Annotated in this window: 15 protein-coding genes; 5 read left to right on the plus strand and 10 right to left on the minus strand. The window is 39.4% G+C overall.

Annotated features, from left to right (window positions below):
• Positions 1-14 precede the first annotated feature (14 nt).
• The gene (locus KMW37_RS02410) at positions 15-1,559 is read right to left on the minus strand and encodes a beta-N-acetylhexosaminidase (protein ID WP_215222995.1); all 1,545 of its coding nucleotides are present in this window, start codon (positions 1,557-1,559) and stop codon (positions 15-17) included.
• Positions 1,560-1,866: 307 nt separating this feature from the next.
• On the opposite strand from KMW37_RS02410, the gene KMW37_RS02415 reads away from it, so the two are divergent.
• Positions 1,867-3,327 carry a Gfo/Idh/MocA family oxidoreductase gene (locus KMW37_RS02415; protein WP_215222996.1) on the plus strand — a complete coding sequence of 487 codons (1,461 nt, stop codon included), beginning with the start codon at positions 1,867-1,869 and terminating at the stop codon, positions 3,325-3,327.
• Between the two features lie 120 nt (positions 3,328-3,447).
• Positions 3,448-3,900, plus strand: coding sequence for a DinB family protein (locus KMW37_RS02420; RefSeq protein ID WP_215222997.1), 453 nt, complete (start codon positions 3,448-3,450; stop codon positions 3,898-3,900).
• An 8-nt stretch (positions 3,901-3,908) separates the two neighbouring features.
• Here KMW37_RS02420 and KMW37_RS02425 read toward each other — a convergent pair whose 3' ends face one another.
• Together KMW37_RS02425 and KMW37_RS02430 are read right to left on the minus strand one after the other, a co-directional pair.
• Positions 3,909-4,784 (minus strand): diacylglycerol/lipid kinase family protein, encoded by an 876-nt coding sequence (locus KMW37_RS02425; RefSeq protein WP_215222998.1) that lies wholly within the window; start codon positions 4,782-4,784, stop codon positions 3,909-3,911.
• Positions 4,785-4,788: 4 nt separating this feature from the next.
• Entirely contained in the window at positions 4,789-5,835 is a 1,047-nt protein-coding gene (locus KMW37_RS02430; protein ID WP_215222999.1) for an App1 family protein, read from the minus strand.
• A gap of 131 nt (positions 5,836-5,966) precedes the next feature.
• Between KMW37_RS02430 and KMW37_RS02435 the strand changes: the two genes are divergently transcribed.
• The gene (locus KMW37_RS02435) at positions 5,967-7,505 is read left to right on the plus strand and encodes a BCCT family transporter (RefSeq protein WP_215223000.1); all 1,539 of its coding nucleotides are present in this window, start codon (positions 5,967-5,969) and stop codon (positions 7,503-7,505) included.
• Between the two features lie 7 nt (positions 7,506-7,512).
• Here the strand turns inward: KMW37_RS02435 and KMW37_RS02440 are convergent, their stop codons facing one another.
• Positions 7,513-7,887: a DUF983 domain-containing protein gene (locus tag KMW37_RS02440; protein WP_215223001.1), complete on the minus strand. Its 375-nt coding sequence runs from the start codon at positions 7,885-7,887 to the stop codon at positions 7,513-7,515.
• A 171-nt stretch (positions 7,888-8,058) separates the two neighbouring features.
• Between KMW37_RS02440 and KMW37_RS02445 the strand changes: the two genes are divergently transcribed.
• The gene (locus KMW37_RS02445; RefSeq protein WP_215223002.1) at positions 8,059-11,022 is read left to right on the plus strand and encodes a DNA polymerase III subunit alpha; all 2,964 of its coding nucleotides are present in this window, start codon (positions 8,059-8,061) and stop codon (positions 11,020-11,022) included.
• Between the two features lie 20 nt (positions 11,023-11,042).
• Here KMW37_RS02445 and KMW37_RS02450 read toward each other — a convergent pair whose 3' ends face one another.
• Positions 11,043-12,179 (minus strand): 1-acyl-sn-glycerol-3-phosphate acyltransferase, encoded by a 1,137-nt coding sequence (locus KMW37_RS02450; RefSeq protein WP_215223003.1) that lies wholly within the window; start codon positions 12,177-12,179, stop codon positions 11,043-11,045.
• Positions 12,180-12,312: 133 nt separating this feature from the next.
• Complete coding sequence (locus KMW37_RS02455) at positions 12,313-12,852, minus strand: inorganic diphosphatase (protein ID WP_215223004.1); 540 nt, start codon at positions 12,850-12,852, stop codon at positions 12,313-12,315.
• A 164-nt stretch (positions 12,853-13,016) separates the two neighbouring features.
• On the opposite strand from KMW37_RS02455, the gene KMW37_RS02460 reads away from it, so the two are divergent.
• Positions 13,017-13,733 carry an SIMPL domain-containing protein gene (locus tag KMW37_RS02460; protein WP_215223005.1) on the plus strand — a complete coding sequence of 239 codons (717 nt, stop codon included), beginning with the start codon at positions 13,017-13,019 and terminating at the stop codon, positions 13,731-13,733.
• 61 nt (positions 13,734-13,794) lie between these two features.
• On the opposite strand, the gene KMW37_RS02465 is transcribed toward KMW37_RS02460, so the two are convergent.
• From KMW37_RS02465 to KMW37_RS02480, 4 genes are read right to left on the minus strand one after another with little or no spacing between them, the layout of a single operon-like run.
• A complete protein-coding gene (locus tag KMW37_RS02465; protein WP_215223006.1) occupies positions 13,795-14,877 on the minus strand; it encodes a hybrid sensor histidine kinase/response regulator in 1,083 nt (360 codons plus the stop codon).
• Positions 14,867-16,993, minus strand: coding sequence for a sensor histidine kinase (locus KMW37_RS02470; protein ID WP_246581292.1), 2,127 nt, complete (start codon positions 16,991-16,993; stop codon positions 14,867-14,869). Before KMW37_RS02470 ends, KMW37_RS02465 begins: the two co-directional genes overlap by 11 nt.
• Before the next feature lie 11 nt (positions 16,994-17,004).
• Positions 17,005-17,688 carry a hypothetical protein gene (locus tag KMW37_RS02475; protein WP_215223007.1) on the minus strand — a complete coding sequence of 228 codons (684 nt, stop codon included), beginning with the start codon at positions 17,686-17,688 and terminating at the stop codon, positions 17,005-17,007.
• A gap of 1 nt (position 17,689) precedes the next feature.
• Complete coding sequence (locus tag KMW37_RS02480; protein WP_215223008.1) at positions 17,690-19,957, minus strand: Rv1355c family protein; 2,268 nt, start codon at positions 19,955-19,957, stop codon at positions 17,690-17,692.
• Positions 19,958-20,120 lie beyond the last annotated feature (163 nt).

Raw genomic sequence — 20,120 nt, forward strand, 5'->3', positions numbered from 1 at the left:
CGGCTTTTGTTTTTCTATTTCGTCTCTTCTTGTTTTAATAATGGTGAAGAATAATAGTTCACCTCTAATGCTTTCAGCCTATCCTCATGCTTAATAAGCCTGGATTTGTAATCATCCCACTCCCTTAAAGCCGGCTTGGTCCAAGCAATCTCGGCAATCCCTATCAACCTTGGAAAAACCATATACTCTAACTCATCCATAGTAGTGATGGTTTCAGTCCATAAAGGAGCCTCCACCCCTAAAATATTATCTTTATTAATCCCCTCTTCAAGTTCAACTGGATCCCACAGATAGGCACTATCCAATTCAATATATGCCGCCCAATGCAATCCCAATTGAGTGGTTGAATCATACTGCATATCCAAATAGGCCTTTGAAGCAGGAGAAATCAATACTTTTGCCCCTTGGTCAACAGCCATTTGTGCATTTTCCGCTTTTGACCAATACTGCGCAGTAGCGCTAGGCCTCAACGCTGCATGAGCAATTTCATCCCAACCAATCACCTTCTTATCATACGAATTCACAATATCCTGAACCTGCTCAATAAATGGAATATAGTCTTCCAATGGAGTCACATGGGATTCATCTCCACCAATATGTATATAAGGACCTGGGGTCAATTCTACCAATTCCCTAATCACATCATCAATAAACTGATAAGTAATCTCCTTATCAGTACAAAGGGTACTGAATCCTACCTCAATTCCAGTATATAGCTCTGGTGCCTCACCGTTACAGTTGAGTTCAGGGTAAGATGCCAAAGCAGCATTGGTATGACCTGGCATATCTATCTCAGGAACGATGGTAATAAAACGCTCTTTGGCGTAATCTACGATTTCCTTATAATCTTCTTGGGTATAAAAACCTCCTTCACCACCACCAACGGCAGTACTACCACCTATTTCTGTAAGCTTTGGCCAGGATTTAATCTCAATTCTCCAGCCCTGGTCGTCAGCTAAATGTAGGTGCAAATAATTCATTTTATACAAAGACATTAGATCTATATATCTTTTAATATCCTCCACGCCAAAGAAGTGACGGGCTACATCCAACATGCTTCCTCTATAAGCATATTCCGGCGCATCTTCAATTTTGACTCCGGGTATCTTCCATGACTCCCCTTCAAATCCTCCCCCCTTCTCTATAGCAACGGGCATCAATTGTCTTAGAGTCTGAAAACCTCTAAAAACACCTTCTGGGCTACCTCCTTTTATACTGATCATACCGGACTGCACTTCTAGCTCGTACCCTTCTTCAGGCAATCCAGCCACCAACCCTAAGGCTATATAACCATCCTCGGGTTTATCGGTCACTACTTGTACATTAAAACCGGTCGAATGATTAATAAACTTGGAAAAGAAGCCTGCAATCCCCTCCAGTTCAACCTGATCAATAAACAGCTTGGTATTCTTATCAATTGTAAAAACCCCATTTTGTTCTATTACCTTTTCAGGCAAAGGTATCAAAGCTTTATCCGAAAGTTTAGGATCGGGATCACACGCCAACAAGCCACCTATCAAAAGAATAAATGATGACTTTAAAAGGTTAGATTTTATCATATTGGAAATATTTTGAACTTTCTCACGTTTTCGTCTTAAACTTAATGAATTTTTAATCAAAACCTTATCGCAGTTATTCTAAATTATAAAGCAACAATTTAATAGGAAAACAATCATTTTAACGATTTAGCAATAAACAAGACAGCAAACCGCTCTAAAATATCGGTTATAAGCATCAACCGTTCATCCCTATTTAAAGCCATTAAGGCTTAAAATCTTTTTTTCACATGGCAGAAAAAAAAGATTTCCCTAAATTATGCTTCATTTTGAAATTTAACTCAATATTCCCAATACAAGTATAGTACTCATGAAAAACGAAAAACCTTCTAATCCCAATAGTTCCCGTCGGGATTTTTTAAAGGGAGCTGCAACAGCTGCCGCAGGATTTTATTTAGTACCAAGACACGTACTTGGCGGTCCTGGCTTCACAGCCCCTAGCGATAAAATTATCGTAGCCGGTATAGGCGCAGGTGGAAAGGGACAAAGTGACATCAACGAAATGCATAAAAGTGGCCATGCTGAAATCGGATATCTTTGCGATGTCGATGACAGAAGAGCTGCCACTTCCAGAGAACGATTCCCTAAAGCCAAATACTATAAGGACTTCAGGGAAATGTTGGAAAAAGAACATAAGCATATTGATGCTGTAACAGTATCTACTCCTGACCATAACCATGCCGTTCAGGCTATGGCTGCCATGCAGTTAGGCAAACATGTCTATGTTCAAAAGCCTTTGACACATGACATTTATGAAGCCAGAATGCTTACCCAAGCCGCTGAGAAATACAAAGTGGTTACCCAAATGGGAAACCAAGGTTCTTCAGGTGATGGAGTAAGAAGAATGATGGAATGGTACAATGCTGGACTAATCGGAGAAGCTACCAAAGTATCCTGTTGGACCAACCGTCCTGTATGGCCTCAAGGAATCAAATGGCCAGAAAAATCAATCACACCACCAGCTGAACTGGATTGGGACCTATGGCTAGGCACAGCCCCTCATAGAGAATATGTAGACAACTTGGTTCCGTTCAACTGGAGAGGTTGGTGGGATTATGGAACAGGCGCTCTTGGTGATATGGCTTGTCATATCATGGAGCCACCTTTCAGGGTATTAGGATTAGGTTACCCTTCAGAAGCCGAATGCAGTGTAGGCTCTGTATACGTTGGTGAATTTAACAGAGGATATTTCCCTGATGGTTGCCCTCCTTCTTCCCACGTAACACTTAAGTTCAAAAACCCTGGAAAGAAAGATATAGAATTCCATTGGATGGATGGCGGTATCCAGCCTGCCAGACCAGAAGAACTTGGACCAAATGAGCAAATGGGTGATGGTGGCAATGGTGTAATCATTGAAGGTACCAAGGGAAAAATGATGTGTTCTACTTATGGTATTAACCCGAAACTATTACCTACTTCAAGAGAAGATGGAGACAAGGTTCCGGTAACTATTCCTAGAGTGGAAAACGGTGACAACGGACACTATGCACAATGGGTAAAAGCATGTGTAGCAGGTCACGGAAGTAAAGAATTCAATGAACTAAGCTCTCCTTTCTCAATCGCTGGTCCATTGACAGAATCAGTATTAATGGGCAATCTGGCCATCAGAAGTTACGATATCAGAACTCCTCGTGAAAAAGGAGGATACGATTATCCTGGAAGAGGAATCAAACTCGTTTGGGATGGACCAAACATGAAGGTCACCAACTTTGATGAAGCCAATCAATTCGTCAGAAGACAATACAGAGGCGACTGGAGCCTTGGAGTATAAAAAACAAAACGTTTACAAACCGGTCTTATTGACCGGTTTTTTTATATCTCATTATAGTGTACATTTGCCCCAAACTTAATATCAGGAAACAAAATCAACCAATAATCACCCCAATAAGCTATGAACATTAGACATATACTCAAAACACGGGAAAATTTCATCAATCTCCTCAACAGTCTAAGCCTCGAGCAAATCAACACCATTCCTGAGGGATTCAACAACAATATTGCATGGAACTTTGGCCATAGCCTTGTCACTCAGCAAATCTTATGCTATAAGCTTTCTGGATTACCACTACTGATTGATGAAGAACTGGTGGAAAAATTCCGAAAAGGCACTAAACCTGAAGCTCCACTAACCGAGAAAGAACTCGAACACTTAAAAATAATAGCTCTTTCCTCATTAGAAAGCCTAAAAAATGACCTGGTAATCGGCTCATTCAAAAGCTATCAGGAATACACCACAAGCTTTGGTGTAACCCTTAAAAACATTACTGAGGCCATCAATTTTGAAGGAATTCATGAGGGCATGCACCTAGGTGTAGCCATGGCAATGAGAAGAACATTGAAATAATTCTATCTTTATTCTAAGCAATAAAAGTTTATCTTTTCATCAACCGGATAGACTTTTATTGTTGCTGTTTTGGGCATTACCTCCCCATCAATCTGAAAATCCGCTCCATCGGGGTTGCTAATTTCTACTTTATTTGCGGACCATATTTTTACCATTTCCGAATCTGCCAGAGTGCCCTTAAATAACTCAACGGATAAACGTAGGATTTCTTCAAATCCCTCAGGATTGAGAACCACAATTTCAAAAAGGCCATCATCCACTTTTCCGTTGGGATTGATCAAAGCGCCCGTACCATATTTGCTACCATTCGCAATCACCAACATTTTGGCATCGACCTCTATCACTTCTTCCTCTAACTTGATGGTAAAATGATAAGGTTTTAATTCTGTAAACTGAGCAAATGAACTCATAAAATAAGCCATCATTCCCCTTGTGCTCTCATATCTTGACCGCTTCACCAATCCTGCATTAAAGCCAAAATCACTTAGATGAACAAAAATCTCATCATTGATCCTCCACAGATCAACAGCCTTGGTCCTGTCCATTAGTATCGCATGACATGCATCCGAGATACTATGAATACCAAAACAGGTAGCCAACCCATTTGCCGATCCCAAAGGAACAATTCCAATGGGCAGGTCAGTACCAACGGCAGCTTCTACCACTATTTTGACTGTGCCATCACCTCCTCCTACCAAGACTCCATCCCAATTCTCACTGGACAAAATATCTCGAATCCTTTTGGGGTCATCTTCTTTGCCGGTAGTTTCCCACACTTCTAAATCAATACCATGGAGTTGCTGAAATAGCTGCTCTTTTACTTCCTCTCTATCATCTCCATTACCTGAAATGGGATTTAGGACAAATAAATACCGTCTTTTCATCTATTTACGAAGATATATATAGTTTTTCCCTAGCATGCCGCATGGCTTCTTGGGAAGATTTCACAAATACCAATTCTGGTGCTTGGTCATACTGGCTAATATCATGAATTAACCCTTCGCGACGAAGATGCTCTTCATCGCTTATCTCACGGATATAAACTGATTTGATCCTTCCTGGATAAGCCTTAATAATTTCTGCGTACAATTCAGGATCATGTTGGCCACTATCACCAATCAAAAAAAACTTCATCCCAGAATATAGGTCAAGCAACATTTCAATCTTCTCCAGTTTATGTGCGTGATCTCCTCCACCTGAACGCCAGATATTCTTGAGATTAAGATGCAAATCCTGAAGCAATAAGGGACCTGAAGGGATATTTCTATAGGCCAAAAAATCCTTAATTAAATCATATAAATTCCAATCACTACTTGAAACATAAAATACAGGATATTTCCCATGCTGGGTCAGCGCTTTATAAAACTCACTGACTCCAGGAAATGGCCTCCGGGTATACGCATTTTTGGAAACAGAAAGCCAAAGCTTTTTCCCTATATCTGTCGCATGGGAAATCAATATGGTATCGTCAATATCTGAAATTACTCCTATGGGATGATTTTTTAAATATTGCCGAACCTTGATATAGGAATGCTTCTTTTCCCGTATTAAGCCCTCCTCTTCCACCAAGCTAAACCCTACCTTATGTTTTTCTATTGAAAAATGATCGGCACATTCAAATTCACAGGCGACAATCCCCTCTTCATCGCTTATTACTTCCTTTTGCTTTCCCATAAAACTCACCAATACCCTAGCATCCGGCACACTACTTCCAGCATACCTCCTCAAAGCCGCCAATATGTTTTGCAAGCTGTTCTTTTTGGCAGAAGGCTTACTTTGCTTATAAGCTTCCAAAACCCGGGCTTTAACAAAAATCCTGTCTTCATTCCCAAAGGCATAAAGCGGCTCTATTCTAATTTCTCCCAATTTACCTAAGGCCTTTTTTACCTTAGAAAAAGTATAACGGAGAGGAAATGTTAGAATTCTTACAACCATTCCTTTTTCATTTAAACCAAAAGATAAAAAACAATACAGTATGGGTTAAGCAAAAATCCCCCCAAAATGGTTGGCTTTATAAATTTACCCTTTATTTTTATTCGTAACACCTTATCAATAAAACATTTGGATTGAGAAACCAACTAAAAACATATTACTCACCCTTACGAAAAAGTGTGTTCTGGCCTCCCTTCATTCTGATATCCCTGGCAGTCGCTTGTAGTTGGTTGGCCAGTGATTTCTTTGAAGATTCGATGAATAGCATCAATCAATTTATTCTTGACAACTTCTCATTGCTTTTTTCTTATACAGCCTTTGTCATGGTCATCACCTGCGGCATGATACTTTGGTCACCATTAGCCAATATCAAAATTGGCGGCAAGTATGCGAAACCAAAATTCAACAGGTTAAGCTGGTTTTCCATTATTCTATGTACTACTGTAGCTGTGGGGATATTATTCTGGGGAAGTGCAGAACCCCTCTTCCACTATTTATATCCTCCTGAATTTAAAAATATCCCAAGTAACTCAAGTGCCTCTGCCAACTTCTCTATGGGGGCCATATTTTTGCACTGGGGCTTTACCCCCTATGCCATCTACTGCATCCCCGCCTTGGGAATTGCCTTGGCAGTCTACAATGCTGAACAAAAGTTCAGTCTCAGCAGTCCCCTGGCTCCGATATTAGGAAAAAATAGATTAAACCAGTTCTCCAACTCTATAGATATGGTATGCTTGTTTGCTTTGGTTGCTGGCATGTCTGCTTCCTTAGGAGCAGGAATTCTGAGCATATCAGGAGGCATCCAAGACCAATGGCCCAATTGGGATAAAGCTTTTATCAGGCCAGTTGTCACCTTACTCATCATCAGCACTTTTATACTTTCCGCATCATCAGGCATAAACAGAGGAATAAAAAGCCTTAGTCAAATCAATTTTTATGTCTTTATCATTTTCTGCCTTTTCATCCTCTCCATTGGACCCAGTCTTAGTATTTTCCATTATGCTGGAGAGGGCACTACCCATTTCCTGGCCGATTTCATCCCTTTAAGCCTTCAGTTAGGCAATATCAAGCACAGCTCATGGCTTCAATCATGGACAATATTTAATTGGGCAAACTGGATGGCATGGGCACCTATCACCGCATTGTTTTTAGGGAAGATTGCCTATGGTAGAACGGTAAAGGAATTCATCCTTTTTAATTGGATTTTCCCAGCACTATTTTGCTTGGCATGGATGTGCATCTTAGGAGGAAGCACTTTGTTTTATGCAGAAAACACCCCCATTGCATTCAAAAATCTCCTTGAAAACAAAGGACCAGAATCTATCATCTACCAAGTATTCGCCGACATGGGCAGTCTGGAACTATTGGCTCCTGTATTTACACTAGCCATGTTTATCAGCTATGTTACCGCAGCCGATTCAAATACAGAGGCCATGGCATCACTAAGTATGAAAAGCTATTCCATAGAAAAGTTCGATTCCGACACTAGCCTAAAGGTCACCTGGGGTACCTTGGTCGGATTATTAGCATGGGTAATGATCACCTTTGCTGGCATCGATGGGGTAAAAATGCTTTCTAACTTAGGCGGATTGCCTGCTCTTTTTTTACTAATAGGCATCACCATCAGCATGCTTATGCTGATGTGGAAACCAAGCAAATACCTTAAGAAATAATCACTTCCTAACTGGATTTAGGGTCATATTTGAGTTTACCTGCTGCATACAGGTACAACACCTTAGAATAACGCAACATAATGGGTAACAGCAATAAATTTGCCCCAGCCACTGAAACTATATAAACCCAAACATCAGGATCACCAAACACAAAATTCAAAATGATCATCACATTGATCACCAAAGCCACTGAAAGGGCATAACTCACATACATGGCTCCATAATAAAAATCAGGTTCTGGCTCCAGCACTGCCCCGCAATTTGGACAATTATGATTTACTGCTGACAACTTTTTAAAGCTAAATATAGACACTGGGAATATTTTACCTTTTCTACACCTTGGACATTTTCCTTCCAAAATAGCTGCACCTGCGCTTTTCATAACTAATTATTTTTTACCTGCACAAAGATAGTACAAAAGTCGCCAAATAGTACTATCCCTACTTAAAACAGAAAGCTTCCAAGGGACAATATGTTTTTAAAACAAACAATTATATGTTTACAAAACAAACATATATATTTGTAAATAATTGCAGGCAAACCTGATTCAGCCATGTTTATTAATTGCCATTCCCATTTTAGTTTCAAATATGGCACCATGTCCATAAATCAATTGGTCGACCAAGCAAAGGCCAAAGGTGTCAAAACTATGGCGCTCACCGACATCAATTGCACAGCAGGCATTTATAATTTCCTCAAGGCTGCAACCCTGGCAGGCATAGAACCTGTAGCAGGCATTGATTTTAGGAATGGCATCAAACAACAATATATTGGTCTAGCCAAAAATCACCACGGATTTTATGAAATGAACCTGCACCTTTCTGTCCACAAAAGAAAAAAAAATCCCTTTCCAGACAGAGCTCCCCAATGGCAAAATACAGCCATCATCTATCCATTCCCCTGTACTTTAGAAAACCTAAGCAAAAATGAATACCTAGGTATTCACCCTGCCCAAATCAAAAAGGCACTCCGGTCTCCCTGGGCCAAGCATAAGGACAGATGGATACTCCTTCAGCCCGTATCTTTTTATTCCCAATGTTCCTTTAATATTCACAGACTATTGCGTTGCATAGAACTCAATATCTTACTTAGCAAACTTCCTCTGGAAGAGCAAGGGCATATTTCTGATCAGTTTTACAGCATAGGAGATCTTGCCGATCGATGTGATGAACAGTATTGGCTGCTCCAAAACACCCAAAAACTATTACAGTCCTGCCACTTTCATCAAGATTACCAAGCCGTAAAAAACAAACAAGGTATTTTCGGAAATAAAGAAAAGGACTTCCAAATCTTAAGGAAAGAAAGCTATAAAGGAGCAAAACTTCGCTATGGGCAAACCCTTAGCCCAAACCAGGTCGAACGGATTGAAAAAGAACTGGACATCATCAAAAAAAAGGAATTTGTTTCCTATTTCCTGATCAATTATGACATTGTCTCCTATGCCCGTAAACGTGGGTTTTATTATGTGGGCAGAGGGAGTGGTGCTAACAGCATCGTGGCCTATTGCCTGTTTATCACCGACGTGGATCCCATTGAGCTGGACCTATATTTTGAGCGGTTTATCAACTTGTACAGGACCTCTCCTCCAGATTTTGACATTGACTTTTCCTGGAAGGATCGAGACGAAATCATTCAATATATTTTCAATAAACACAATACAGAAAAGCATGAATACGTAAGCCTATTAGCCACACATAACACCTTTCAGGTCAATTCAGCCATTCGGGAATTGGGAAAAGTTTTCGGATTACCCAAAACAGATATAGAAGCTTTGATCAATTTTATTGCTAAACCAGGCAACTACTTCCCTGACCGTATTGGTCAATTGGTCTTAAAATACAGCCAGTTAATCCACGGTATGCCCAATCATTTGAGCATTCATGCTGGAGGAATCCTTATCTCTCAACACCCCATCCATTATTACACCGCTACAGACCTCCCTCCAAAGGGCTTTCCAACCACCCATTTTGACATGCATATTGCAGAGGAAATAGGCTTTGCCAAATTTGACATCCTTAGCCAGAGGGGACTGGGACATATCAGGGACAGTTTAGACATCATCCAAGAAAACCAAGGCATCAAAGTAGACATCCATCAAGTGGCCACCTTCAAACAGGACAAAAAGATCAAAGCCCTTCTGAGAAAAGGACATACCATAGGGGCCTTTTATGTAGAATCACCGGCCATGCGTATGCTCCTGACCAAACTAAAGGTAGATGAATATCTCGGACTGGTCGCTGCCAGTTCGATCATTAGACCTGGTGTGGCCCGCTCTGGAATGATGAGAGAATACATCCTGAGACATCGAAGCCCAAACTTGAGAAAATCCCGTGCCCATCCCATACTCTATGACCTCATGCCAGAAACCTATGGCATCATGGTATACCAAGAAGATGTCATCAAAGTAGCCCATCATTTTGCAGGACTATCTTTTGATGAAGCTGATGTGCTCAGAAGAGGAATGAGCGGGAAATTCAGATCAAAAGAGGAGTTCCAGCGGGTAAAAGATAGCTTTTTCAAGAAATCACTTGAAAAGGGACGCGATCGAACCATTACTGAAGAGGTATGGCACCAAGTAGAAAGCTTTGCAGGTTATTCCTTTGCCAAAGGACATTCTGCCTCCTTTGCCGTGGAAAGCTACCAAAGCCTTTACCTGAAAGCCCATTTCCCTAAGGAATTTATGGTCGGTGTTATCAATAACTTTGGAGGATTCTATAAAACCGAATTTTATATCCGTGAACTAATGGCAACTGGTGCAGATGTACAACTCCCTCATGTCAATGAAAGCGATCAACTCACCTGTATCAAAGGTAATACTGTCTTTTTAGGCTTTATCCACTTGAAGTACCTTCAAAAAGAAGTCAGCCGCCACATCTTGGAAAACCGAAAACAGGAAGGATATTTTACCGATCTAAAGGACTTCATTACCAGAGTTCCTATCAGCCTTGAACAGTTGCTCATTTTAATCCGTATTGGTGCATTTCGATTCATAGCCAAAACCAAACAAGCACTTCTTTGGGAAGCTCATTTTTTATTCAACAAGCAAAAAAACAGAACGCCGCACCAGCACTTATTTAGACAGGTAGGATTTAAAGATATAAAAGTCCCAACATTAGAAGCCAATGATACCAGACAGGACATCCTCGATCAATTGGAAATCCTTGAGTTCCCTTTGGAAGACCCTTTCTTTCTGCTCAAAGATGATCATACTCTTGGCATCAAGGCCAAGGACATAGCATACTATTCTGGAAAGCACATACAGGTACTTGGCTATTTGGTCGCCATAAAATACACCCGGACAATAAAAGGCGAAGTCATGAACTTTGGAACATTCCTAGACAGGGACGGGGACTGGATAGATACGGTTCACTTCCCCCCAGTTGTAAAAAAACACCCCCTAGCTGGCAAGGGAATTTACCTCCTTGAAGGCAAGGTCACTGAGGAATTCGATTTTCACACTCTTGAAATCAGTTCATGTAGGAGACTGCCCTATTGGAATGCTACCGAAGAAAAATAAAGGAGATGTTTTACACCTCCCTATTCACTTACTTTTAATGCTTCTTGATTAGTCACTGGATTGGCATACATGGCCAAAAAGTTCTTGACAGCCACACCATCATTTTGATCTACTCCCTTCTTGAACCGCTCTTCAAAAGCCTCCTTTTCCTCTAGAGTATACTCATCTTTAAATTGGTCACAATTATGCAGAAGATCATGGGCGATATAATTGGTAGGCCATAATTTGAAATTAGAAATAATTTTTTGGTCTATCACATTACACAAAGCTTGGAACTGCTTATTGGCTGACTCTACCTCTGTCATGATTTGATCGATCTCTTCATCCAAAGGATTGCCTACATGGATATGAATGCGCTTCTTTTGCCCTATGATACCATTTAGTACAGTGACAAAATCCTCATTCTTTTCTTTCACATAAACTTCTGCCCTGGACTTCGCCATCAATTCAGGCATTTTCAGCAGATCAGTAGGATCATATTCATATGAAATAGACACTGGCACAATATGGAGCTTTTTAAAATAACTCATTTCCGGTTCTTCTCCCCGGGCCATTGAAATCATCTTCAGCACTCCTTTATGGGTAGCATCATTACCGTCCTTGGTCCTTCCTTCTCGCTGAGCAATCCACACTGAACGGTTTTCATGCATTAATAACTCCTGAATATACAGGGACATCAGCTTAGAACTTTCCAACAATTCCCTGGCAGGCAGACCTCGCTGTACAATAAAGTTTCTAGTAAGTCTAGAAAGGGTCATTAAAAAAGGCTTCTTCACCAAATTATCACCAATAGCAGATGAAGTCATCATCAGACCATTATTGTACAAGGTATAATTCAACAATGAAGTATCCAGGATTATGTCCCTGTGATTTGATATAAATAGATAGGCTGTATGCTGGTCTAGCTGTTCAAATCCACTATAGCTAAGTCCTTCAGAACTTTTCTTTAGCACCATCTTAATGGCGGGATAAATAAAGTTAATCTGGAAGTCTCGGATTGAATGAGTTCTTCTTAACTGACTTTTCCACTCTTCCTCTTCCATTTCTGGAAAGGTAAATTCCATGATGGCTTTCATCATAGGGTCATCCACCACACTTATAATAGCCTGGTTGACTTCGGTATCATAATAAGGTCTTATATGATCAAATCTCGACATAAACGCTTTCTTTGCAAATCGCAAATTACAAAAAAAATAGCGTTGATATGCCATTTGGCCACGCTAAGTTTAGTTTACCACTGATTCCCTAAAGGATAGGCATAAAAAAAGGCTGTCTTGCGACAGCCTTTTTTTATTTTTTATTTCTAAAATTCTTATCGTAAAGATCAATGCTCTCTTGAATAATCCTCATCGCATCCTCCTTACCCAGAAAGTCTTCCACTTTTACTTCCTTGTTTTCCAACTTCTTATAATCTTCGAAGAAACGGTGCGTTTCTTTCATCAAATATGGAGGAAGCTCATCAATATCGTTGATGTAATTTACAGACTGGTCATCTGCTGCTACAGCGATGATTTTATCATCAGCTTCACCACCATCTACCATTCTCATCACCCCTATCACCTTAGCCTTAACCAAAGTCATGGATGGAATATCGATCTGAGAAATGATCAAGATATCCAATGGATCATGATCCTCACAAAAAGTCTGTGGAATAAAGCCATAGTTGGCAGGATAATGAACTGCTGAAAACAAAACCCTATCCAGCATCAACATACCCGTCTTTTTTTCCAATTCGTACTTTCCTTTACTTCCTTTAGGGATTTCAATGACGCCCATTACGTATTCCGGAGCTTCATCTCCTATTTGAACATCATGCCATGGATTAATCATATTAAAAACATTTTTTACATTCATAATGACTGAAACGGCCGGCAAATTACTGCCATTTGGCTTGTTAACAAAGTAAAAAAATGAATTTGATGCTTTTTTTTCAGCCTTGCTGTTATAATGGCCTATGTTTTGCCGTTTAGTTGGAGTAACCATTTTTAAATATCATGAAAAAAGTACTTCTAATATTAACCATTTTACTAACTGGTTTTTCGGTCAGTCAAGCACAAATAGTAAATAACCCCAACACTATTCAGGTGACTGGAAAAAGTGAAATCAGTATCAAACCCGATCAGGCGATCATTTCCATTAGTGTTGAGAAAATCGCCATGGCTGCATCTGAAGCTGCTGCTGCCTTGAACAAAAAAACAAGTGAAATCGAAAAACTGGTCAATTCAAGTAGACTTTCTGACTTCGAATTCTCCACCAGCCAATACAGAATAAACCAAAACAGAATTTATCGTCAAGGGAGTTCAAAGGACAGTGGCTATGTAGCCACTCAAAACATCAAAATTGAACTGAGCTCTCCAGATAAGGATTTGGTTTCCTTAGTTGATCGCCTGAACAAAAGTGAAGAAATAATGTTTCATGTTTCCTTTACTGTATCTGAAGAAATGCAGAAAAAGTACGAAAAGGAACTCCTCACCACTGCCCTTGCGGATGCAAAGGAAAAGGCTAACCTGATTGCAAACACATTGGATATCAAGGATGTAAAAGTTTTCAAAGTCGATTATAGTTCCCAGCAGAGCTTCCCCCCAAGGCCTGTACAAATGGAATATATGAAGGCCCAAATCAGAGGTGCAGATGCTGCCCCCCCTACATTCTCTCCTGAAGAACAAAAACTCACCGATGAAGTGCTGGTGATTTTTAGCTTCACCAGGTGATATAAATCAAAAAGGAGCTGGCCTTACCGACCAGCTCCTTTTTCTTTCCTTTATGATTTGGCTATAAAGAAGGAATGGTAATCTTGAAGGAAGTACCACCACCAACAGCGGAATTCAATTCTATATCTCCCTCTAACTGTTCAACTGATTCCTTTACCATATATAAACCTATTCCAGCCCCAACATTCTTTTGCGTAGCCCTATGAAATAGTTCAAACACTTCTTTTTGATACTTTTCATCTATACCGATACCATTGTCAGACACCTCTATTATTGCATTTCCTCCCTGGACTTGAACATCCACCTTGATGAACTTGTCGGGGTTACCTTCCTGTTGGAATTTGTATGCATTGCTGAAAAGGTTATTAAAGATCACTCTAAGCTTTGCCTCATCAGAATCAAATTTCTCTTCTTGGTTGACATTCACTTCTAGTTGAATATCGCTGAGATCCCATTTATTATTATATGCTTCGCACTGCTGTCCCAACAACTCATTGAAATCAATGGAAGTTATTACATTGTCAATTTTGGTAGAGCGATAAAAGTCGAGCATTTTATATATAAAATCATCCAGTTTAAAGGTAGCTGAATCAATCATTTCAAAATACTCCAATATTCTATTGTCAGTACATTCCATTTTAGCCAATTTGGAAACACCTGAAATACTCATCAATGGGCCTCTGAGCTCATGAGACAAACTATAAACAAATTGGTTCATCTCAGAATGCATTTTCTTCAAGCGCTGGTTTTTCTCCTTGAGTTCCTTTCTGGTAAAATAAATATCTGCAGCATTTTTAATAGCGTTTTTTATCTGCTCTATATTCCATGGCTTATCAATAAACCTATATACCTCACCTTTATTGATAGCATCAATTACACTGGCAATATCAGAATATCCCGTCAATAAAATTCGGATTGGGTCTGGCTTTATTTTTACCAGTTTCTCAAAAAATTCCACCCCGGTCATTCCAGGCATTCTCTGGTCAGCTATAACTACATGTACCTCATTATTCTGGGCCAACTCTAAGCCCTCTTCGGCATTCAGAGCAGTATATATCTTAAAATCTCTTCTTAAACTGGCTTTGAAAGAGTGTAGGTTATTGTCCTCGTCATCTAAATATAAAACATGAATCTTACTGCTCATTTTTAGGTGTTTTTTGATATACAGGTAACTTAATTACAAACTTAGTTCCTTTTCCAGGGGAGGTAAAAACATCTAATTTACCACGGTGGTTCTCGATTATCTTATAAACAATAGATAAACCCAAACCAGTACCTTTCCCTACGGCCTTTGTTGTAAAAAATGGTTCAAAAATTCTTTCTCGGACATGTTCTGGCATTCCAGGACCATTATCCTCTATTTCTAATGTTACTTCCCCGTTTTGGGACATTGTTTTTATTAAAATTCCAGGTGCAGAGTTTTCACTCCCTTGCTCACCCAAAGCTTGAATTGCATTACTGATAATATTCATAAATACTTGGTTCATTTTACCTGCCAAGCATTCGACCATAGGGATATTGCCATAATCCTTTTTTACCTCAATTTTCCCCATGGTGCTATTTAATAAAACCAAGGTACTGTTGATCCCATCATGTAGATCTACCTTCTTGACATCCTGCTCATCCACCCTGGAGAACAACCTTAGCCCTTTTACAATTTCAACTGTCCTCTTCGCTCCATCTTCCATCCCCTTCAAAAGCAAGGCTACCTCTTCAATCAAGTAATCAAACTCAAGATCTTCTTCCAGTTCCTGCAGTTCTTCTTTGGTCTCTTCTTTAAATTCAGTTTTTCCCTTCTCCCTATACGCCTCCACTATCTCCATAATGTCTTTTATATCCCTTTTCAAAGGCGATATATTGGAGCTCACAAAGTTGATCGGGTTATTGATCTCATGCGCAATTCCGGCAGTCAATTGCCCAAGAGATGCCATCTTTTCCTGATTCACCAATTGGGTTTGTGTATTTTGAAGATTGCTTAGCGTTCTTTCTAACTCTTCAGTTCTCAATTTAACTTTTTCTTCCAAAATAACATTCTGTTCCTTTATTAACCTTTCATTTTCTTTTATCGCGTTAAGGGTTTTATGCTGTTCTTCTTCCTTCTCCACCTTTAGTACATTGATTTTATCAGCCAAGGCTAATGAAAGCAAAATCACTTCTAATACTGACCCCACAGGCATAACGTAAGCGGAAAACATATTATAGGGTATCAGCCCCATATCCCTGATAACGAAAAGGAAAATCCCCAACATAAAGAATGACCAAGCCAATAAGTAATACCTTGCAGGCCTATACCCTTCTCTATTCACCTGAATACCAATCAACAAAATATACCAGACAATAATAGATTGGGTAAAAATCAGGATATTATAACTCAAGGTTTGATGACCTATAATCGCCGTAAGAACGACTATGGGATATATCACAAAAAAGACCCTTAAGCCTTTATCAAGCTTCGGAACAAACTTTTTCGTATTGAGAAACTCTTTAAGGAAAAGTATGCCCACAATACTGACTGCGGACGAGAACAGCATATTTGCCCTGGAATTAATCCAATCCCATTCAGGCCATAAAATTTGCTGAGTATATCCCATGATTGATGACTGGGCCAGCCATACAAATACGGTGTGGAACACATATAGCAGATAAGCTTTGTCTCTCAATGAAAAGTAAAGGAATAGATTGTAAAAGAGCAAGCCAATAAAAATTCCGGAAAACACCCCGAAATAAACGTCTTCTCTTTTTACTTCTTTCAAAACTTCAATTTCCGGCATTATTTTCATTGGTAACACCTTCTTCTCAAAGCTTTTCACCTTTAAGTAGATCGCATATTCTATATTTGTCTCTAGTTTTAATGGAAGTATATAACCTGAAGAGGAATGGTCATTTACCTTATCCCGGAATGATCTTCCCCTAATTCCCTTATCGATCAATTCTCCAGACTCAAACAGGTAATACTCTATTTCATCCAAAGTAGGATTGTCCATCACTAAAAATTGTTCTGGCCTATTATCCTGATTGATAACATGGAATTTTATCCAAACGACATCATTATTAACGCCAAAATTAGGAGCAAAACCTTCTTTCTGCTTAAATCCATCATATTGGATCAGTTGATCAATTCCAGGATTTTCCTGTTCAGAAAACTCTTGATAATAAATTGTATTTATCTTGGTATTCTCTGAATTGATCAAATTAATATCTTGACCAGGATCTACTAAACTGAGCAAAAGGGCTAAAACAAGCCCAAAAACACCTGACATAGTTGATATATTTATAATTCCAGTTCGTACTTAATATGCATTTCCCCACGGGCTGTAGAATACACTGACTCACAATTCAATTCCCTTCTAAGCTTAAAAACTTCTTCCCTCTCTTCTTCAAGGGCTAACGGTAAATTAACCAAATCTTTAATTACCGCTGCAGTAGCCACCAAATCAATCTTTGGATAATTGAACTTCCCTGAATTCCCCACGCCCTCTTCAATTTCGAACCCTTTCTCCAAACAGGAACCCAATGTATGCTCAGCACATAATGCCAACAGCGTCCCCATCTTAAGTTGCTCGGCCAATACTATTCCACAACGAATCAAAAATTTAATACCTATACCGTAACCGGCAATTGATCGGGAATTCCATAGTCCTCCAATTTCTCCTGTGACATTTTCCCTATACTTAGCCACCACACAATGTATACTCTTATCCACTTCAGCAATGGCTGTCTCCATGGGCAAAGGATAATCTTCATGGGCAAGATGTAGTCTCATTCCGCTCACTACTCTTTTCTCCTCAGCATCTATAACTACTATGACATATACGTTGGGGTTACTGATCCAATCCCTTCTAGCTGAAGTTACTTTGGTCACTCCATATTCCTTAAGCACATTTCGGTGTCCTTCCAAAAACTCAAGGCATAGGTCCTCATTATCAATTGCTCTGAATGCTTTAAATATAAACATCTTATAAGAACGCTACTGTATCCAACACATCTCTCCTCAAAGACCTTATCGAAACATCAGAAGCAGTAGTAAGCCTAAACATAAACACTTCATTGGTATCAGGAGGTAATTGAAACACATCTCTTAATCTTTGATGTGCGTCTTTGATAATCTCTCCTTCTTCTAGGGAAAAATGCTTTAATCCTTCTCTTTTTAATCGATGAAAGAAAAACAATGAAGCGGAAATCGGTTGAAAGGCCACATCATTTTTGTTAATATGGGTCCAAACCCGCTGCAAAACCCTTCCCCCATTAAGATAGGAATAGGGAGAAAAATCCTTTGCGGTTAGCAAACAAATGGCTGAAGAAGCATTAATCGTATCTTTGGACATTTCTTTTAAACCATCTCCCAATTTATTACTTTTCAAAAACGCTATTGCCTGCTTATCTCTCAATAATGTCAATGCAGCTACCCCTGTATTTTTGAGTTCCAAGGTTTCTATATCTATTCCATCCTTGGTCTCTAAAGTCTCTTTCTCTGTCCACCTTATTTCCCTCACGAAATCAGCATAGCCTATCGGATTCAATACCCGGATCTTATCCATCACACCCAAGATCTCAATCAACTCACTAAATTGACTTCGGTCAGTCAATATCTCAAAACCATTGCCAGCATCTGTCGCAATATCCCTTAACTCCTCTAATACTTCAGGCCGAATTTCCTTCCCCTGCTCAAGCTTTCGGTTGGTTACCCTCTTTTCAATATATGGATATAAATAATCAAATTCAGCGCTTTCCCCCTCTTCCTTATTTTCATTAAAAGTAATTTTGGCTATATAATCATCTCCAAATTCCAATTCATTGAAATGAATATTAACGCCTATTCCTTCATGATGCGCTGACCAAACCAAATTTTCTAAAGCTGCACCTAAAGCTAGTAAGGTTCCGGTACCATTAAAATCCAATAAGGACTCACTTAAACTTTTGTCATAAAATAGATGAAGCACTCCCTCTTTGTCATACACCCATTTCCAAGGTTGGCAATTTCCTCCAGAAGGAGCCAAATTGGCTTTCTTGACCAATTCTAAAACCGTGGACTTGCTGATTACTTTTTGGGAACTCAAACCACCTTCGGGAATAAATTGTTTTTTCCCATTGGGTCGAGCAGGAGTCTGATCAAGCTCATTAGGCTTTGCTTTTTTATACAAGACCTCATCAAAATCAAAATAATACCTACCAGAATCACTGAATTGATTCAAAAAGATCTTTCGCACCACATCTGCACAAACAGCCCCTCCATGTATCACTGAGCTGGCCAGTTGAGGCCAAGTACCAATCGACGTTCCTACCTCCATAAATGAAGCTTTCATTCTTGTAGACAAGGTTTCCATACCTATCATTTTCCCTATAAAAGGTACTTTTTCCTCATTTGACAAGCTGCTAAGCTCCTCGTATTTTAAATTCCCTGCTAGCCCATGTAACAAAGGTCGCTTAGGGTCTAAATCAAAACGTTCTACGTCAACCATTCCTCTATCAGAGGTATCCATTACCACGGGCACTCCTTTGGCCCTTGCCTTTTCTCTGGCCAAAATCTTAACATCGAGACTATCACATTCCTCCACCAACATATCCAACATTCCGCCCTTTTCAAAAAAGTCATCTATATTGGACTGGTTGACACCTTCTTCATATATGGTCACTTTTAAGAAAGGATCAATCTCTGCTATTTCTCTGGAAACCATCCAAGCCTTTTTCACCCCTAAATTATACACCCCAGTCCTGATCCTATTCATATTGCTTAATTCTAAGGTGTCAAAATCAGCTATTCTCAACTCTCCAAAGGACCTCTCCATTGCCAAACTCAGTGCCACACTTTGCCCAACTGACAAGCCTACTACACCAATCTTTTTGGTGGACAATAAATCCTGTTCCTCCTTGGTGATTTTATACTGATTCCTGGAAGTTCGGACCATTATAAAGTCCTCTTGCTCCAAAGTCCTTATCAATTGCCTTCTCCAATGGTAGTAAACCCAACACCCATATGTATCCCTGGATTGACTTTCAAAAAATCCTTTCACCATCACCACAAGTTCATCATCTTTTAAGTCATCTTTAGGATGCTTTATCTTAATCAATTCGGCCATTTGACCATCCAACTGATCAAATTTCTCCACCGTAGGATCTTTCTTTAACCGATCTAATAGCTGGATTTCCTCTTTACTTTTAGGCTCTGCAGGTAATATAATCGCCTCCCAATTGGGATTCGTTCCTTTTATATAATTCAAATCCATTTATACCTTGGTGATATTTTTGATGACAAACGCAAGTAAAGTTACTTTATTGACATTGTAATTAAATGAAAAAACTAAAAAATCACTCGAAAAAACCCTGAAATTTCCAAATAGATTTACTTAAATTGAGTATAGATGACAGTTTTACATATATATTTGTAAA

This window comes from Echinicola shivajiensis, assembly GCF_018642165.1.
Taxonomy (GTDB): domain Bacteria; phylum Bacteroidota; class Bacteroidia; order Cytophagales; family Cyclobacteriaceae; genus Echinicola; species Echinicola shivajiensis.

What these genes read in the sequence shown, in the direction of transcription:
- KMW37_RS02460 (WP_215223005.1), top strand. Translation starts at nt 13,017, where the DNA reads ATGAAAAAAGTACTTCTAATATTAACCATTTTACTAACTGGTTTTTCG.
- KMW37_RS02410 (WP_215222995.1), bottom strand. Translation starts at nt 1,559, where the DNA reads ATGATAAAATCTAACCTTTTAAAGTCATCATTTATTCTTTTGATAGGT.
- KMW37_RS02440 (WP_215223001.1), bottom strand. Translation starts at nt 7,887, where the DNA reads ATGAAAAGCGCAGGTGCAGCTATTTTGGAAGGAAAATGTCCAAGGTGT.
- KMW37_RS02480 (WP_215223008.1), bottom strand. Translation starts at nt 19,957, where the DNA reads ATGGATTTGAATTATATAAAAGGAACGAATCCCAATTGGGAGGCGATT.
- KMW37_RS02470 (WP_246581292.1), bottom strand. Translation starts at nt 16,993, where the DNA reads ATGTCAGGTGTTTTTGGGCTTGTTTTAGCCCTTTTGCTCAGTTTAGTA.
- KMW37_RS02430 (WP_215222999.1), bottom strand. Translation starts at nt 5,835, where the DNA reads ATGGTTGTAAGAATTCTAACATTTCCTCTCCGTTATACTTTTTCTAAG.
- KMW37_RS02455 (WP_215223004.1), bottom strand. Translation starts at nt 12,852, where the DNA reads ATGATTAATCCATGGCATGATGTTCAAATAGGAGATGAAGCTCCGGAA.
- KMW37_RS02450 (WP_215223003.1), bottom strand. Translation starts at nt 12,179, where the DNA reads ATGTCGAGATTTGATCATATAAGACCTTATTATGATACCGAAGTCAAC.
- KMW37_RS02465 (WP_215223006.1), bottom strand. Translation starts at nt 14,877, where the DNA reads ATGAGCAGTAAGATTCATGTTTTATATTTAGATGACGAGGACAATAAC.
- KMW37_RS02445 (WP_215223002.1), top strand. Translation starts at nt 8,059, where the DNA reads ATGTTTATTAATTGCCATTCCCATTTTAGTTTCAAATATGGCACCATG.
- KMW37_RS02420 (WP_215222997.1), top strand. Translation starts at nt 3,448, where the DNA reads ATGAACATTAGACATATACTCAAAACACGGGAAAATTTCATCAATCTC.
- KMW37_RS02425 (WP_215222998.1), bottom strand. Translation starts at nt 4,784, where the DNA reads ATGAAAAGACGGTATTTATTTGTCCTAAATCCCATTTCAGGTAATGGA.
- KMW37_RS02475 (WP_215223007.1), bottom strand. Translation starts at nt 17,688, where the DNA reads ATGTTTATATTTAAAGCATTCAGAGCAATTGATAATGAGGACCTATGC.
- KMW37_RS02415 (WP_215222996.1), top strand. Translation starts at nt 1,867, where the DNA reads ATGAAAAACGAAAAACCTTCTAATCCCAATAGTTCCCGTCGGGATTTT.